The organism is Rhodococcus sp. PvR099, from assembly GCF_017833315.1.
In the GTDB taxonomy this organism is placed as follows: Bacteria; Actinomycetota; Actinomycetes; order Mycobacteriales; family Mycobacteriaceae; genus Rhodococcus_G; species Rhodococcus_G oryzae.
In genome coordinates, this window is sequence record NZ_JAFIBV010000001.1 from 1,561,573 (window position 1) to 1,575,932 (window position 14,360).

A 14,360-nucleotide genomic window follows, 5' to 3' on the forward strand; every position below is an offset into this window, starting at 1 on the left:
AGGCCCCGAACCCATTGGGTTCGGGGCCTTCGTCGTTCCGGTGGCCCGGCGCTCGCACCGCTCCCCTCCCCCAAGGCACGGCCGACGCCGCCGCTCACCCCTCCAGCAGTGGGTTTCCCCTGGCCGCCACGAAATCCTGTGCCGCCTCCGCGAAGGCGCGGATCCGGCTCGTCTGACCCGCCGCCCGCCAGATCAGTCGCCACTCGAGGGCGGTGCCGTCGACCACCGGCACGTACGTCACGTCCGGGCGCGCGTCGTATCGACTGGCGTGGGTGGGCACCGGGAACACCCCCTGCCCGGCCCCGACCAGCGCCAGCATCTCCTGAACCGTCCCGAAGTCGGGTCCGCGTTCGATGACCCTGCCGCTCGGCGTGCTCCGCGGCACCGTGGCCTCGTCGAGATCGTCCGGAATTCCGCGGGGCCGCAACACCTTCGCCCGGGCGAGGTCCTCGATCGTCACCGATTCCAGGCGCGCGAACGGGTGCCGGGCCGAGACCGCGAGTGACGTCTGCTCGCGCAGCAGCACCGGGCTCTGTTCGAGCTCCCGGACGTGCCCGACATCGGCCGCCGCGACCAGGCCGTCGATCTCGTCGCTCAACAGCAGCCCGACCCCGTCGCTGTAGTGACTCTCCCGGATCTGGACCCGACACCCGGGGTGCCGCTCCTGGAAGGTGGTCGCGACCTCGAGTACGAACTGTCCGAGCGCGGTCCCGACGAATCCCACCCGCAGCACACCGTCGAGCCCCCGCCCGGCGGCGATCGCCCTGGCGATGGCCGCCCGGATCTGCTCGTCCGCGGGCCTGAGGTCCTCCTCGAGCCGTCGGCCGATCGGGGTGGGTGTCACCCGGCGGCTGGTCCGCTCGAACAGCGGGGCGCCGACGCGGCGCTCGAGCGCCTTGATGGTCTGACTGACCCGGGCGGTGGAGACGTGCAGTCGCTCCGCCGTGCGGCCGAAGTGCAGCTCCTCGGCCAGGGTCAGGAAGATCTCGATGTCGCGCCGCTCCATGCGGCAACCCCCTTTGTTTAGCCACAGGTTAACGATTCTTGCGCAAACTGCCGTTGTTGGCGACCTTCCCCTGAGCGATCGTAATGGGGACAACAACATTCGAGCGGCAAGGAGATCCCCATGAACGGCCACACACCGAACCCCGCAACCCTCGTCCTCGGCGGCACCGGCAAGACCGGCCGCCGCGTCGCGCAGCGGTTGACCGGTCTCGACCTGCCGGTACGTATCGGCACCCGCTCGGGTGGGGTCCCGTTCGACTGGGAGGACACCGCGACCTGGGAGCCGGCACTGGAGGGCATGACGGCGGCGTACATCTCCTACTACCCGGACCTGGCGGCCCCCGGCGCGGTGGAGGCCATCGCCTCGTTCTCCGAGTTGGCGGTGGACCGCGGTGTGCAGCGCCTGGTGTTGCTGTCGGGCCGGGGCGAGGTCGAGGCGCAGGCCTGCGAGAAGGCACTGACGGATTCGGGCGCGGACACCACGATCCTGCGGGCGAGCTGGTTCGCCCAGAACTTCAGCGAGGGCTACCTGCTCGATCCGATCCTCGCCGGCCAGGTGTACCTGCCGGCCGGGGACATCCCCGAACCGTTCGTCGACGTCGAGGACATCGCGGACGTCGCCCTCGCCGCGCTCACCCAGCACGGGCACACCGGAGAGATCTACGAGCTCACCGGGCCCCGCGCGATCACCTTCGCGGAGGCCGTCGGCACGATCGCCACCGCCGCCGGTCGGACCATCGACTACGTGCAGGTGCCCGCCGAGGACTTCGCCGAGGGACTCGCCGCCGAGCAGGTACCGGCCGACGTCGTCGAGTTGCTGATGTATCTGTTCACCACCGTCCTCGACGGACGGAACGCGGAGCCGGGCGACGGGGTCCGGCGAGCACTGGGCCGCGCGCCGCGCGACTTCGCCGAGTACGCCTCCGCCGCTGCCGCCACCGGCATCTGGAACGTGGGGTGACCGTGATGAACACCAAACTCCTCCAGACGATCACGTTGCTCGGCGCCGGTGTCACCGCCGGACTGATGGCGGGACTGTTCGCCGCGTTCGCCTACGCGGTGATGCCGGGTCTGGGCCGCACCGACGACCAGACCTTCATCTCGGCGATGCAGAAGATCAACGTCGCAATCCTCAACGGCTGGTTCATGATCTGCTTCCTCGGTGGGCTCGTCCTCACCGTCGCGGCGCTGCTCCTGCACCTGCGTTCGGCACGCGGCACGCTCCCCTGGATCATCGCCGCGCTGGTCTTCTATGTCGCGATGCTCGTCATCACCGCCGCCGTCAACGTGCCACTCAACGACGAACTCGCACGGGCGGGCGACGTCATCGCGAACCCCGACGTGGTACGCGAACAGTTCGAATCCCGTTGGGTCACCTGGAACATCGTGCGGGCGGTCGTCAGTACCGCCGCCTTCGCGGCACTCGCCTACGCCCTGGTGGTGCACGGGCGGGAGACGGCACCGCAGGCGCAACCGACCGCCGCGGCTGCGGCCACCGCAGCTGCCGCCCCCGAGGTTCGTCCCACGTGGATGTACCCGGCCGAACAGATCGGCAACGGCAACGGCGGAAACCGGAGCCTGCCCTCCGTCACTGACGGGAGGTAGCGACCCGGATGGCCTCCTCCGGGTCGATGAGATGGGAGTGGTCGTCGTCGCCGACCTCGATCTGCACGACGTCGATGCGGCCGTTGAACCTGGTCTCTCCCAGATACCCGACGCTGACCGGCATCCCGTAGTCGTCGCCGATGTCCGTCGTCTCGTCCGCGGAGAAGATCATCGGCTGCGTCTGCTCCACCCGCCCGGTACCGACGGGGCGGCCATCGTGAAACAGGGTGACATCGCCGCCCTTCGCGAGGCCGCCCCCGTCGTATGCGAACTCGGCGCGGATCTGGTGACTGCCCGCGGGGATGTCCTCGGTCGCCTCGATCGTGAACTCCCTCATGCCGAGCAGGTTGTAGACGAACGCGGTTCGCCCCTTCTTCACGTAGAGCGCCCATCCGCCGAAGCGACCGCCCTGCGCGATGACCACGCCGTTGGTGGCGACGTTCGTCGGCGTCTCGACCGCGGCGGTCACCGAGAAGGATCGGTTCTTGATGTCGATGACGCTGTGCTCGCTGAGCCGCTTCATCCCCGGGAACAGCACCTGCGTGTTGCCCGAGATCAGTTGGGGGCGACCGGCGATGGTCGGGTTGATTCGTTCGAACCGGCGATCGTCGATCGGCAGCACGTTGTACTTCACGGCCTCGATCAGCCACAGGCGCTGCAACTCGGCGAGCTTCTCGGGCATCTCGGCGGCCAGGTCGTGGGCCTGGGTCCAGTCGGTGGTGCCGTCGTAGAGTTCCCACACGTCGTCGTCGAGCGCCGGCAGTACCTCGTTCGGCAGCCATGGGGTGCTGTGCCGGGTGACCGCGCTCCAGCCCTTGTGGTAGATGCCCCGATTGCCTGCCATCTCGAAGTACTGCAGGTCGTGCCGCTCCGGCGCGGAAGCGTCGTCGAAGCTGTACAGCATGCTGGTGCCCTCGATCGGCGCCTGCTGCACTCCGTTGACGAATGTGGGCTCGGGCAGCCCGGCGGCCTCGAGCACGGTGGCCGCGACGTCGATGACGTGGGTGAACTGCGAACGGATCTCGCCCTTGGCGGTGATGCCGTTCGGCCAGTGCACGATCGTCCCGTTGCGGGTACCGCCCCAGTGCGAGGCGACCTGCTTGGTCCACTGGAAGGGTGAGCACATCGCCCAGGCCCAGCCAACCGAATAGTGGTTGTAGGCCTCCACGGTGCCGAGCTTGTCCTTGACCTCCGCCATGAACTCCGGGGTCTCGATCGCGGCGAGGCCGTTGAAGTTCGCCATCTCGTTGAAGGCCCCGTTCAGCGTTCCCTCGGCGGAGGCCCCGTTGTCGCCGACGATGTAGTAGATCAGGGTGTTCTCGAGCGCCCCCATCGCGTCGATCGCGTCGACGACGCGGCCGACGTGGAAGTCGGTGTGCTCGAGGAAGCCCGCATACACCTCCATCTGGCGTTCCAGCACCGGCTTGAGTGCCTCGTCCATGTCGTCCCATGCCGGGATCGCGTCGGGACGGGCGGTCAGTTCGGCGTCATCGGGCACGACCTGGCGCTGTTTCTGCCGATCGAGGATCGATTCACGCTGGGCGTCCCAGCCGCCCGCGAACCGGCCCGCGTACTTGTCGGCCCACTCGGCGGGCACGTGATGCGGGGCGTGAGTGGCGCCGGGGGCGAAGTAGACGAAGAACGGCTTGTCGGGCGCGAGCGCCTTCTGGGTGCGCACCCAGTCGATGGCCCGGTCGGCCAGGTCCTCGGTGAGGTGGTAGCCCTCCTCGGGCGACTTGTCCGGCTCGACAGGGGCGACGCCCTCGTACAGCGCCGGGTAGTACTGGTTGTTCTCGCCGCCGATGAACCCGTAGAAGTGCTCGAACCCGCCACCGCCGGTCGGCCAGGCGTCGAACGGGCCGACGGGCGAGGTCTGCCACGGTGGTACCTCGTGGCACTTGCCGAACTGTGCGGTGGAATAGCCGTTGAGTTTCAAGGTCATCGGCAGTGCGGCCTTGGTGTTGGGGCGGAGCCCGGACGAGCCGGGCGCCGAGGTCGCGGTCTCGGTGATCATGCCCATCCCGACCGAATGGTGGTTACGGCCGCTGAGCAGCGCGGCGCGGGTCGGCGCGCACAGCGCGGTCGTGTGGAACCGGGTGTAGGTGAGTCCGCCGCGCTGCAGGCGTTCGGCGGTCGGCGTGTGCGCCGGTCCCCCGAAGGCGCTGCTGGCACCGTATCCCACGTCGTCGAGCAGGATCACGAGAACGTTCGGTGCGCCCTCCGGCGGAAGCAGCGGCTCGATCGGCGGGAACGCGGTGTCCGGATCCTTCGCGTCGTAGGTCGTCAGACCGATGTGCTGCCGGTCCGGAATCGGAAGAACCCCTCGGTACTCGCCCGCTCGATCCACCATGGCCACTCACATTCCGTCGTCACCCATCGGAACGCCCGCCGGCCCCACGTCGGAACCGCCGACAGCGCCTTGCCGTCCGACCATAGCCCGGGCAACACGGAACCCGACGACGAATCGAATGGGCGGATCGCCGAGCCTAAACGGCGAGGGCGCCGAACCCCGTGTGGGATTCGGCGCCCTCGCCGTGCTCAGGTGTGATGCGGCTCAGTGCTTCTCGGGTCCGACGTGGTACTCGAAGACCAGACCCACGGCGGTGGCCAGGATCAGCGCCACGCCGACCGCGATCAGCCACGGCTGGAAGAAGGCCAGCGCGACCGCGGTGAATGCCGCCGCGAAGGCGAGCAGGACGGGCCAGTAGCTGCCCGGGCTGAAGAAGCCCAGGTCGCCCGCGCCGTCCGAGATCTCGGCGTCGTCGTAGTCCTCGGGGCGGGTGTCGAGTCGCCGTGCCACGAACCGGAAGTACGTGCCCACGATCAGGGTAAGTCCGGCGGACAGCACGATCGCGGTCAGGCCGGCCCACTCGACTCCGGTACGCGATGCGGCGGTGAAGACGCCGTAGACGATCGCGACGAGGATGAAAAACACCGTCAAGATCTCAAAGAGCTTGGCTTCGATCTTCATTTCAGCAAGTCCTTCAGCGGTTGATGGGTCTGGGTGCCGTCGGCACTGCTACTGGTATTCGCCCTCGAGGACGGTGGTGGCCTGCCGGTACGTCCGCTCCGTGTTGAACGGCTGCGTGGACGTGGCGACCGGAGACTCGCCGATCTTCGCGAGCGCCTCGGCGGTGGTCAGCGCCTGCCCACCCTCGTCGAGCGGCTTGCGCAGCTCGATGTACTCGGCGAACTTCTCCGGGCTGACCGCGCGGACCTCGAAGTTCATCATCGCGTGGTACGTGCCGCACATCTCGGCGCAGCGGCCGACGAACGCGCCTTCCTTGGTGATCTCGCTGATCTGGAAGACGTTGTCGGAGTGGTTCTGCTCCGGGTTCGGCATGACGTCGCGCTTGAACAGGAACTCCGGCACCCAGAACGCGTGGATGACGTCCGCGGCGTTGAGCACGAACTCGATGCGCTTGCCAGTGGGCAGCACGAGGATCGGGATCTCCTGGCTGGATCCGACGGTCTCGATCTTGTCGAATCGCAGGTAGGAGATGTCGTTCGCGGACTTGCCCGCGTTCGGCGGCGGAACCTCTTCGCCGCGGAGCACCTGCTCGCCTGCCGGCTCCTCGGCGTACGCCTGCGCTGCGACGTCGACGCCGTCGTACTTGGCACCGCCCTCACGCAGGTCGATGCTGCGGTAACCGAACTTCCAGTTCCACTGGTACGCGGTCACGTCGACCACCACGTTCGGGTCGTCCTTCTTCTCGTGGACGTAGTTCTGCACGACCACGGTGAAGTAGAACAGCACGGCGATGATGACGAACGGCACCGCGGTGTAAAAGAGCTCCAGCGGGACGTTGTACGCCGTCTGCCTGGGGAACTCCGGAGAGTCCTTCTTCTTCCGGTGGAAGATGACCACCCAGAAGGTCAGGCCCCACACAATCACGCCCATGAACAGGGCGGCGATGACCGACCAGGTCCACAGTTCACGCATCCGCTCAGCCTGCGGGGTAATGCCCGACGGCCATCCGAACCGAAGCACCGAATTGTCGATCGAACATCCCGACAGCAGCATGGCAGCAAGGCCCAAAGATGCTGCGAGCCCTGCTCGTCGAAGGATCCGACTCTGCGCCACGTTCACGCCTTCCTGATCGCCGCAATGAATAAGGGCAGCCCCAGCCGGACGCCCGAATACTACGCAGCGTAGACCAAAGCTGGCGCCTCTCCACCGTCGGGTCACAACATCAGTTCCGCGAGTCTGCGGCATACTCGGCAGAGTTATTCGGCAATCCGCTGCATACCAGTGTGGAGCCTTCCCCAAGAGCGAATAGAGGTATTGGACGCCGTGTGCGGACTGCTCGGGCTACTGACCTCCTCCGGCACCACCGAAGACGCGGTTTCGCGCGTCGACTCGGCGATGCACTGCCTGCGGCACCGCGGGCCGGACGAGCACGGAACCTGGAACGACGACGACCTGATCTTCGGCTTCAACCGGCTCTCGATCATCGACATCGAACACTCGCATCAGCCGCTGCGCTGGGGCCCGCCGGAGAACCCGACCCGATACGCGCTGACCTTCAACGGTGAGATCTACAACTACCTCGAACTGCGGGCCGAGCTGGCCCGGGATCACGGTGCCGAGTTCAGCACCGAGGGCGACAGCGAGGCCATCGTCGCGGCGTACCACCACTGGGGAGCCGACGCGGTGCGCCGGTTGCGCGGCATGTTCGCGTTCGCGATCTGGGACACCGAGACCAAGGACCTGTTCCTGGCCAGGGACCCGTTCGGGATCAAGCCGCTGTTCCTGGCGACGGGCACCGGGGGCACCGCCTTCGGCAGCGAGAAGAAGAGCCTGCTGGAGCTGACCGAGCTGATCGGCATCGGCACGGACCTCGATCCCCGCGCCACCGAGCACTACACGGTGCTGCAGTACGTGCCCGAACCGGAGACGCTGCACGCCGACATCCGCCGCCTCGAGTCCGGCTCCTATGCCTGGGTGCGGGCAGGCGAGGCGCCGCGGATCACCCGCTACTTCACCCCGAAGTTCCCGGCCAAGCCGTTCACCCCTGGTTCCGAGCAGGCCCGCTACCAGGAGATCGCCGAGGCCCTCGAGGACTCCGTCGCCAAGCACATGCGGGCGGACGTGACCGTCGGGTCGTTCCTGTCGGGCGGCATCGACTCCACCGCGATCGCGGCCCTGGCCATCCGGCACAACCCGAACCTGATCACCTTCACCACCGGGTTCGAGCGCGAGGGCTACTCCGAGGTCGACGTCGCCGCCGAGTCGGCCGCCGCGATCGGTGCGAAGCACGTGGTCAAGGTCGTCAGCCCGGCCGAGTTCGCGGCCTCGATCCCGGAGATCATCTGGTACCTCGACGACCCGGTCGCCGACCCGGCCCTTGTGCCGTTGTGGTTCGTCGCGAAGGAGGCCCGCAAGCACGTCAAGGTGGTGCTCTCGGGCGAGGGCGCGGACGAGCTGTTCGGCGGCTACACCATCTACCGCGAGCCGCTCTCGCTCAAGCCGTTCGAATACCTGCCCGCCCCGCTGCGCCGGGCCGCGGGCAAGCTCTCCGACCGGATCCCGGAGGGCACCCGCGGCAAGAGCCTGCTGCACCGCGGCTCGATGACGCTGGAGGATCGCTACTACGGCAACGCGCGCAGCTTCAGCGACGCCCAGCTGCGGGCCGTGCTGCGCGACTTCCGACCGGAGTGGACGCACCAGGACGTGACGGCGCCGATCTACGCGCAGTCGCGGGACTGGGACCCGGTGGCCCGGATGCAGCACCTGGACCTGTTCACCTGGATGCGCGGCGACATCCTGGTCAAGGCCGACAAGATGACGATGGCGAACTCGCTCGAGCTGCGGGTGCCCTTCCTCGACACCGAGGTCTTCGAGGTGGCCTCGCGGGTGCCGCTGGAGCAGAAGATCACCACCAGGCGAACGAAGAGAGCCGCATCTGCGCCGCACACCACCAAGTACGCGCTGCGCCAGGCACTGGAGGGCATCGTCCCGCCGCACGTGCTGCACCGCGCCAAGCTCGGGTTCCCCGTTCCGCTGCGGCACTGGCTGCGCGGCACCGAGCTGTTCGACTGGGCACACCAGCAGATCGCGGACTCGCAGACCGACCACATCTTCGACAAGGCGGCGGTCACGGCGATGCTGAACGAGCACCGCGACGGCGCGTCGGATCACAGCCGCCGACTGTGGACGGTGCTGTGCTTCATGGTGTGGCACGGCATCTTCGTGGAGAAGCGGATCGTGCCGCAGATCCAGGAACCGGTCTACCCGGTCCACGTCTAGGCGCTTCGCGCCTGTGCGCGGTTGACGAGTCTCAGGACTCGTCAACCGCGCACAGGCGGCGTAGCCGCCAGTTACTTCAGCAGGGCGCCGATCTCGTCCGCGGCGTCGGTGCCGTAGGCCTCGGCCAGGCGCTTGACGGCGTCGTCTCGGTCCAGGGTCCATTCCTGGGTGCCGGTGGTCTCGAGCACCAACACCGCCACCAGCGAGCCGAGCTGAGCGGACCGCTCCAGGCCGAGGCCGGCGCTCTGTCCGACCAGGAATCCGGCGCGGAATGCGTCGCCGACGCCGGTGGGATCCACCTTCGCCTTCTCGGGCACGACGCCGACGCGGACGAAGTTGCCCTCGCGGTCCACCATCTCGACTCCCTTGGCGCCGAGCGTGGTGACCCGCAGTCCCACCTGCTCCGCGACCTCGGACTCGGTGAGCTCGGTCTTCTGCAGCAGCAGGCCCCACTCGTACTCGTTCGTGAACAGGTACTTCGCGCCGCCGATCAGTTCCTTCGCCTCCGCGCCGGACAGCCGTGCGAGCTGCTGCGAGGGGTCGGCCGCGAACGGCAGCCCCAGCTCGCGGCACTGCTCGGTGTGCCGGATCATCGCCGCGGGGTCGTTCGCGCCGATCAGGACCAGATCGACGCCCTCGGCCAGGCCCTCGAGGGAGATCTCCCTCGCCTCGCTCATGGCGCCGGGGTAGAACGACGCGATCTGCGCCATGTCCTCGTCGGTGGTGCACACGAAGCGCGCGGTGTGGGCGGTCTCGGAGACGTGCACCGAGTCGCAGTCGACACCGGCGGACTCGAGCCAGGCGCGGTACTCGGCGAAGTCGGCACCGACCGCGCCGACGAGCAGCGGGGTGCCACCGAGCACGCCCATGGCGTACGCGATGTTGCCGCCGACGCCGCCGCGACGCACCACCAGGTCGTCGACCAGGAAGCTCAGCGAGATGTGGCTGAGCTGGTCGGCGAGGAGCTGGTCGGCGAAGCGCCCGGGGAACCGCATCAGATGATCGGTGGCGATGGAGCCGGTGACCGCAATTGTCACGCGCAGAGACCTCTCAGTAGTTCGTCGATACCGCGGCCATGTCCGTCGGCCGCGGCGCTGATGTGCCGCAAAACTGCCACGGTACCGGCACGTCGGCGCCGCGGCGACCAGAGCACCCTGGCGGTACCCCGAATACGACTCTGACGCGGGCCCACGTGGGGCACCGCGTCAGAGGTGTCGACGGACTCACGCGACGCGGACGTCGCGGGGGCGGATCAGTTGAACGAGTCTCCACAGGCGCAGGAGCCGGTGGCGTTCGGGTTGTCGATCGTGAAGCCCTGCTTCTCGATGGTGTCGACGAAGTCGATCGAGGCGCCCTCGACGTACGGCGCGCTCATCCGATCGACCGCGAGGCTGACGCCACCGAAGTCGACGACCAGGTCACCGTCGAGGTTCCGGTCGTCGAAGAAGAGCTGGTAACGCAGTCCGGCGCAGCCGCCCGGCTGCACGGCGATGCGCAGCGCGAGGTCGTCGCGACCTTCCTGGTCGAGCAGCGCCTTGGCCTTCGACGCGGCGGCGTCGGTCATGGTGACCTTGTGCGCCTCCGTCTCGACCGGAGCTGTCGTCTCGTTCTGCACAGTCATGGGCTCTCCCTGTTCGCTCGTACCAAACCCGTGAACGCTTCAACGGTACTCTGCCGTGCAGTATTCCTGACGGGGCCGACGACGGTGACGGCGCCGTCGACAATGTTCCGGGTCGGACTGCCTCCAGTGTGCCGCGCCGCGCCCCTACCGCGCCACCAGCGGCCGTGTCATCGCCCCTCCTGCGGCCACTGCCGGGCCACCTTCTCGGTGAGCGCGCGCAGCTGACCAGCCGCATCGGACATCGCCAGGCGCACCGAGCCGGCGTGATCTGTCACCGAGTACACCGCGCGCAGGCCCGCGGCCTCGGCCTCGCCCGCATCCAGCTGCACCTGACCCGCGATCACCACGGTCGGCACCCCGTGCCCGGCCGCCGCCTCGGCGAGGGCGATCACCACCTTGCCGCGCAGCGACTGGTGGTCGAACCGCCCCTCCCCGGTCAGCACCAGGTCGGCGGACGCCAACAGCGACTCCTGCCCGGTGTGGCTCGCGACCACCGCGGCACCCGATTCCCTCGTCGCGCCGAGCGCCAGCAGCGCCGCCCCGATCCCGCCCGCCGCGCCCGCCCCCTCGACGTCGGCCACCCGTTTACCAGCGGCCGACTCCAGCACCCGCGCCCACTCGGCGTTGCGCCGCTCCAGCACCTCGACCGCCGCGGCGTCCGCACCCTTCTGCGGCCCGAACACCACGGCGGCGCCGTGCTCGCCGAGCAGCGGGTTCCGCACGTCGGTGGCGGCGATCAGCCGGATCCCCGCCAGCCGCTCCCGCGCGGAGGCGACGGCCGCGCGGTCGGTCCCGCCGCCGAGAGCCTCGACCAGTCCCCTGCCGCCGTCGGTGCAGCCGCTGCCGCCGAGCCCGACCACCACCGTGGTGGCGCCCGCGTCCACAGCCGCGGCGATCAGCTGCCCGACGCCGCGGCTGTGCGCGGCGACCGCGGTGCGCGGATCCGGCGGCCCGCCGAGCAACGCCAGGCCGCACGCCTGTGCCGATTCGAGGTAGGCGGTGTCCCCGGCGGCCAGCCAGTGGGCCCGCACGGGCGCGTCGAGCGGGCCGTCGACGGTCACGGCGATCGGCTCACCGATCCGGGCCGCCAGCACGTCGACGAAACCGGGTCCGCCGTCCGACTGCGGCGCCTCGATCGGCTCGTCGTCGGGCCTACCCGCGGACCAGCCGGCCGCCATCGCCGCGGCGGCCTGGACCGCGGTGAGGGTGTCCCCGAACGAATCCGGCGCGATCAGCACTCGCATCGGCCGAGTGTAGGACCGGCGGCGCCGCCCGGCAGCGCGGCGCGGGGTGACCCCGTGTCCATCCCGACGGGACGGGTGCGAATCGATGCACGCGCACGGCAAGTAACCTGAAGGGGTGAAGCTGCTGCGCCGAGGAAACTCCGACACCCCCGACAACGGCGACCATGAGGTCGTCGAGTCGACCGCGGTCGAACTGACCTCCCCCACGTCTGAGACCGAGGGCAAGGGCAGGCCGACCCCGAAGCGCCGCGAGGCCGAGAGCAAGCGACGCGGCCCGGTCGCACCCGCACCGCTGACCGCAAAGGAAGCGCGGGCTCGACGCAAGCAGACCCAGGGCAGCAAGGAGGAGCGCAAGCAGGCCTCCGCGGAGCGCCGGGCGACCGCCGCCGATCGACGCGCCCGAATGCTCGCGGGTGAGGACAAGTACCTGCTGCCGCGCGACAAGGGCCCCGTGCGCGCCTACGTCCGCGACCTCGTGGACTCCCGCAGGCACCTGGTGGGGCTGTTCATGCCGCTGGCGCTGCTGCTGATCATGGCGATGTTCCTGAGCCCCGCGATCCAGTCGATCGTGACGCTGGGCATGTTGGTGCTGATGTTGTTCATGCTGGCCGAGGGGTACATCATGGGCCGCACCATCAATCGGCAGGTCCGCGAGAGGTTCCCCGACACCATGGACGGCGGCCTGAAGCTGGGCTCGTACGCGTTCGTCCGGGCCTCGCAGATCCGGAAGATGCGGGCGCCGCAGCCCCGGGTCTCCCCTGGCGACGCCGTCTAGTCGGTGCCCCTCAGCTGTGCGGCGCCCGGTGCCGCACGGCCTGGAGGTCGGCGAACATCCGTTCGGCGTCCCGATCGACGACGTTCACCGAACCCGAGGCGACATCGGACCGAAAGTGGTTGAACCGGTATCGCCGGATGCCGGCGGGTTCCCGGTCCCGGTCGCGGCGGGCGACCGCCACGAAGACTCCCTGTAGGGCGATCATCAGCAGGACGAGCGCAATGAATGTGGTCATGGCTGTAATTTTGCGGCCATGGATTTGCCGCCAACAGTGGCAGCAATGACATAGTTCGTCAATATCGCGCCATATACTGTGCTCATGCTGTCCTCGGTCGCGGTACTCCTCGTCGACCACGCCGCCATGTTCGAGTTCGGCGTGGTCTGCGAGGTGTTCGGCGTCGACCGCACCGCGGCGGGCCTGCCCGCCTTCGACTTCCGGGTCTGCGGCCCGGAGGCGGGCGTACCCCTGACGTCCGTCACCCCTGGCATCTCCATCACCCCCGAGCGCGGACTCGACGGACTGCGCGGGGCGGACCTGGTCGCGATCCCGGCCTCCGCGACCCGCACCGACTTCCCGCCCGCCGTCGTCGCGGCGCTGCGGGAGGCCGCCGACGCGGGCGCCACCGTGCTCACGGTCTGCTCGGGCGCGTTCCTGGCAGGCGCCGCGGGGCTGCTCGACGGACGCAAGTGCACCACCCACTGGGTTCACGCGGACGAGCTGGCCCGCGCCTTTCCCACCACCACCGTCGATCCGGACGTCCTCTTCGTCGACGAGGGCAACCTCATCACCAGCGCGGGCACCGCCGCCGGGATCGACGCCTGCCTGCACCTGGTCCGGCGCGAACTCGGCAGCGCCGTCGCGAACACCATCGCGCGTCGCATGGTGGTGCCGCCGCAACGGGACGGCGGCCAGCGCCAGTTCATCGAGCGGGCCGTGGTCGACTGCGCCGACGACAGCATCACCGACACCCTGCGATGGATGAGCGAGCACCTCGACGCCGCCCACAGCATCGAGAGCCTGGCGGCTCGGTCGACGATGTCGACCCGCACCTTCGCGCGGAAGTTCGCGGCCGAGACCGGGACCACGCCGGTCAAATGGCTGACGACGCAACGGGTGTTGCTGGCCCAGCAGCTCCTCGAGGAGACCGGCTACGGGCTCGAGGAGATCGCGGGCCGCTGCGGGTTCGGGTCCGGCGCGCTCCTGCGCCACCACTTCCACCGGCAGGTCGGGCTGGCTCCCGCCGACTACCGCCGACGGTTCGGCGACCGCGCCCCTGCCGTTGGTACCGTCTAGCCCGTGCCGTCCCCCGCCCCGCAGCCGCCGCTACGCACCCTCGTGCTCGGCGGGGCACGATCCGGCAAGTCCGGCCACGCCGAGGCACTGATGGACGGATCCGCGCCGACCGCCGTCCGCTACATCGCCACGGCCCGCCTCGACGCCGACGACGCCGACTGGGAGCAGCGGATCGAGGCGCACCGCAGCCGCCGACCGCGGGAGTGGACCACCGTCGAGAGCGCGACCGGCGCCGGGCTCGCCGAGCTGCTGCGCACCGACGCCGCCCCGACCATGGTCGACGATCTCGGCACCTGGCTGACCGCGGAGATGGACGCGGCGCAGGCCTGGGAACTCCCACGAGGCACCCTCGCCCCCCGGATCGACGACCTGGTCGACGCCGTCGCCGACCATCGCGGCAGACTCGTCCTGGTCAGCCCGGAGGTGGGCCTCGGCGTGATCCCCGAGACCCGGTCCGGTCGACTCTTCCGAGACGAGATCGGCTCCCTCAACGCGAGGATGGCCCAGGTCTGCGACGAGGTGCTCCTCGTCGTTGCCGGGCTGGCGACCAGACTCAAGTGACGCCT

Annotated in this window: 14 protein-coding genes; 6 read left to right on the forward strand and 8 right to left on the reverse strand. The window is 69.2% G+C overall.

Features of this window, described 5'->3' with window-relative positions:
- Positions 1-94: 94 nt before the first annotated feature.
- Entirely contained in the window at positions 95-1,006 is a 912-nt protein-coding gene (locus JOE46_RS07070; RefSeq protein WP_097212139.1) for a LysR family transcriptional regulator, read from the reverse strand.
- A gap of 120 nt (positions 1,007-1,126) precedes the next feature.
- Between JOE46_RS07070 and JOE46_RS07075 the strand changes: the two genes are divergently transcribed.
- Together JOE46_RS07075 and JOE46_RS07080 are read left to right on the forward strand one after the other, a co-directional pair.
- Positions 1,127-1,966, forward strand: coding sequence for an NmrA family transcriptional regulator (locus tag JOE46_RS07075; RefSeq protein WP_097212138.1), 840 nt, complete (start codon positions 1,127-1,129; stop codon positions 1,964-1,966).
- Between the two features lie 5 nt (positions 1,967-1,971).
- On the forward strand, positions 1,972-2,610 hold the full coding sequence (locus tag JOE46_RS07080) for a DUF1772 domain-containing protein (protein WP_209926643.1): 639 nt from the start codon (positions 1,972-1,974) through the stop codon (positions 2,608-2,610).
- Here JOE46_RS07080 and JOE46_RS07085 read toward each other — a convergent pair.
- The 3 genes from JOE46_RS07085 to JOE46_RS07095 form a co-directional block, all read right to left on the reverse strand.
- Positions 2,594-4,960, reverse strand: a complete 2,367-nt coding sequence (locus JOE46_RS07085) for an arylsulfatase (RefSeq protein ID WP_209926645.1) — start codon at positions 4,958-4,960, stop codon at positions 2,594-2,596. The genes JOE46_RS07080 and JOE46_RS07085 overlap by 17 nt on opposite strands.
- A 204-nt stretch (positions 4,961-5,164) precedes the next feature.
- Positions 5,165-5,581, reverse strand: a complete 417-nt coding sequence (locus JOE46_RS07090) for a cytochrome c oxidase subunit 4 (protein ID WP_097212136.1) — start codon at positions 5,579-5,581, stop codon at positions 5,165-5,167.
- 48 nt (positions 5,582-5,629) lie between these two features.
- On the reverse strand, positions 5,630-6,700 hold the full coding sequence (locus JOE46_RS07095; RefSeq protein WP_027500068.1) for a cytochrome c oxidase subunit II: 1,071 nt from the start codon (positions 6,698-6,700) through the stop codon (positions 5,630-5,632).
- Positions 6,701-6,904: 204 nt separating this feature from the next.
- Here JOE46_RS07095 and asnB point away from each other — a divergent pair, with 204 nt between their 5' ends.
- Positions 6,905-8,860 carry an asparagine synthase (glutamine-hydrolyzing) gene (gene asnB / locus JOE46_RS07100; RefSeq protein WP_097212216.1) on the forward strand — a complete coding sequence of 652 codons (1,956 nt, stop codon included), beginning with the start codon at positions 6,905-6,907 and terminating at the stop codon, positions 8,858-8,860.
- A gap of 71 nt (positions 8,861-8,931) precedes the next feature.
- Here asnB and JOE46_RS07105 read toward each other — a convergent pair whose 3' ends face one another.
- From JOE46_RS07105 to JOE46_RS07115, 3 genes are all read right to left on the reverse strand, one after another.
- Positions 8,932-9,897 carry a carbohydrate kinase family protein gene (locus tag JOE46_RS07105; RefSeq protein WP_136910022.1) on the reverse strand — a complete coding sequence of 322 codons (966 nt, stop codon included), beginning with the start codon at positions 9,895-9,897 and terminating at the stop codon, positions 8,932-8,934.
- A 215-nt stretch (positions 9,898-10,112) separates the two neighbouring features.
- The gene (locus tag JOE46_RS07110; RefSeq protein ID WP_027500065.1) at positions 10,113-10,481 is read right to left on the reverse strand and encodes an iron-sulfur cluster assembly accessory protein; all 369 of its coding nucleotides are present in this window, start codon (positions 10,479-10,481) and stop codon (positions 10,113-10,115) included.
- 167 nt (positions 10,482-10,648) lie between these two features.
- Positions 10,649-11,725, reverse strand: coding sequence for a glycerate kinase (locus JOE46_RS07115; RefSeq protein WP_209926647.1), 1,077 nt, complete (start codon positions 11,723-11,725; stop codon positions 10,649-10,651).
- Between the two features lie 115 nt (positions 11,726-11,840).
- On the opposite strand from JOE46_RS07115, the gene JOE46_RS07120 reads away from it, so the two are divergent.
- Positions 11,841-12,500 carry a DUF3043 domain-containing protein gene (locus JOE46_RS07120; RefSeq protein WP_209926649.1) on the forward strand — a complete coding sequence of 220 codons (660 nt, stop codon included), beginning with the start codon at positions 11,841-11,843 and terminating at the stop codon, positions 12,498-12,500.
- Between the two features lie 10 nt (positions 12,501-12,510).
- Here JOE46_RS07120 and JOE46_RS07125 read toward each other — a convergent pair whose 3' ends face one another.
- Positions 12,511-12,735: a hypothetical protein gene (locus JOE46_RS07125; protein WP_209926650.1), complete on the reverse strand. Its 225-nt coding sequence runs from the start codon at positions 12,733-12,735 to the stop codon at positions 12,511-12,513.
- Positions 12,736-12,819: 84 nt separating this feature from the next.
- Here JOE46_RS07125 and JOE46_RS07130 point away from each other — a divergent pair, with 84 nt between their 5' ends.
- Together JOE46_RS07130 and JOE46_RS07135 are read left to right on the forward strand one after the other, a co-directional pair.
- Positions 12,820-13,794 carry a GlxA family transcriptional regulator gene (locus JOE46_RS07130; RefSeq protein WP_097212215.1) on the forward strand — a complete coding sequence of 325 codons (975 nt, stop codon included), beginning with the start codon at positions 12,820-12,822 and terminating at the stop codon, positions 13,792-13,794.
- Positions 13,795-13,797: 3 nt separating this feature from the next.
- A complete protein-coding gene (locus tag JOE46_RS07135) occupies positions 13,798-14,355 on the forward strand; it encodes a bifunctional adenosylcobinamide kinase/adenosylcobinamide-phosphate guanylyltransferase (protein ID WP_257017494.1) in 558 nt (185 codons plus the stop codon).
- The last annotated feature ends 5 nt before the right edge of the window (positions 14,356-14,360 follow it).

Bases quoted from the DNA above. Each gene is read 5' to 3' on its own strand.
- JOE46_RS07070 (WP_097212139.1), bottom strand. From the start codon at position 1,006: ATGGAGCGGCGCGACATCGAGATCTTCCTGACCCTGGCCGAGGAGCTG.
- JOE46_RS07075 (WP_097212138.1), top strand. From the start codon at position 1,127: ATGAACGGCCACACACCGAACCCCGCAACCCTCGTCCTCGGCGGCACC.
- JOE46_RS07080 (WP_209926643.1), top strand. From the start codon at position 1,972: ATGAACACCAAACTCCTCCAGACGATCACGTTGCTCGGCGCCGGTGTC.
- JOE46_RS07085 (WP_209926645.1), bottom strand. From the start codon at position 4,960: ATGGTGGATCGAGCGGGCGAGTACCGAGGGGTTCTTCCGATTCCGGAC.
- JOE46_RS07090 (WP_097212136.1), bottom strand. From the start codon at position 5,581: ATGAAGATCGAAGCCAAGCTCTTTGAGATCTTGACGGTGTTTTTCATC.
- JOE46_RS07110 (WP_027500065.1), bottom strand. From the start codon at position 10,481: ATGACTGTGCAGAACGAGACGACAGCTCCGGTCGAGACGGAGGCGCAC.
- JOE46_RS07115 (WP_209926647.1), bottom strand. From the start codon at position 11,725: ATGCGAGTGCTGATCGCGCCGGATTCGTTCGGGGACACCCTCACCGCG.
- JOE46_RS07125 (WP_209926650.1), bottom strand. From the start codon at position 12,735: ATGACCACATTCATTGCGCTCGTCCTGCTGATGATCGCCCTACAGGGA.
- JOE46_RS07130 (WP_097212215.1), top strand. From the start codon at position 12,820: ATGCTGTCCTCGGTCGCGGTACTCCTCGTCGACCACGCCGCCATGTTC.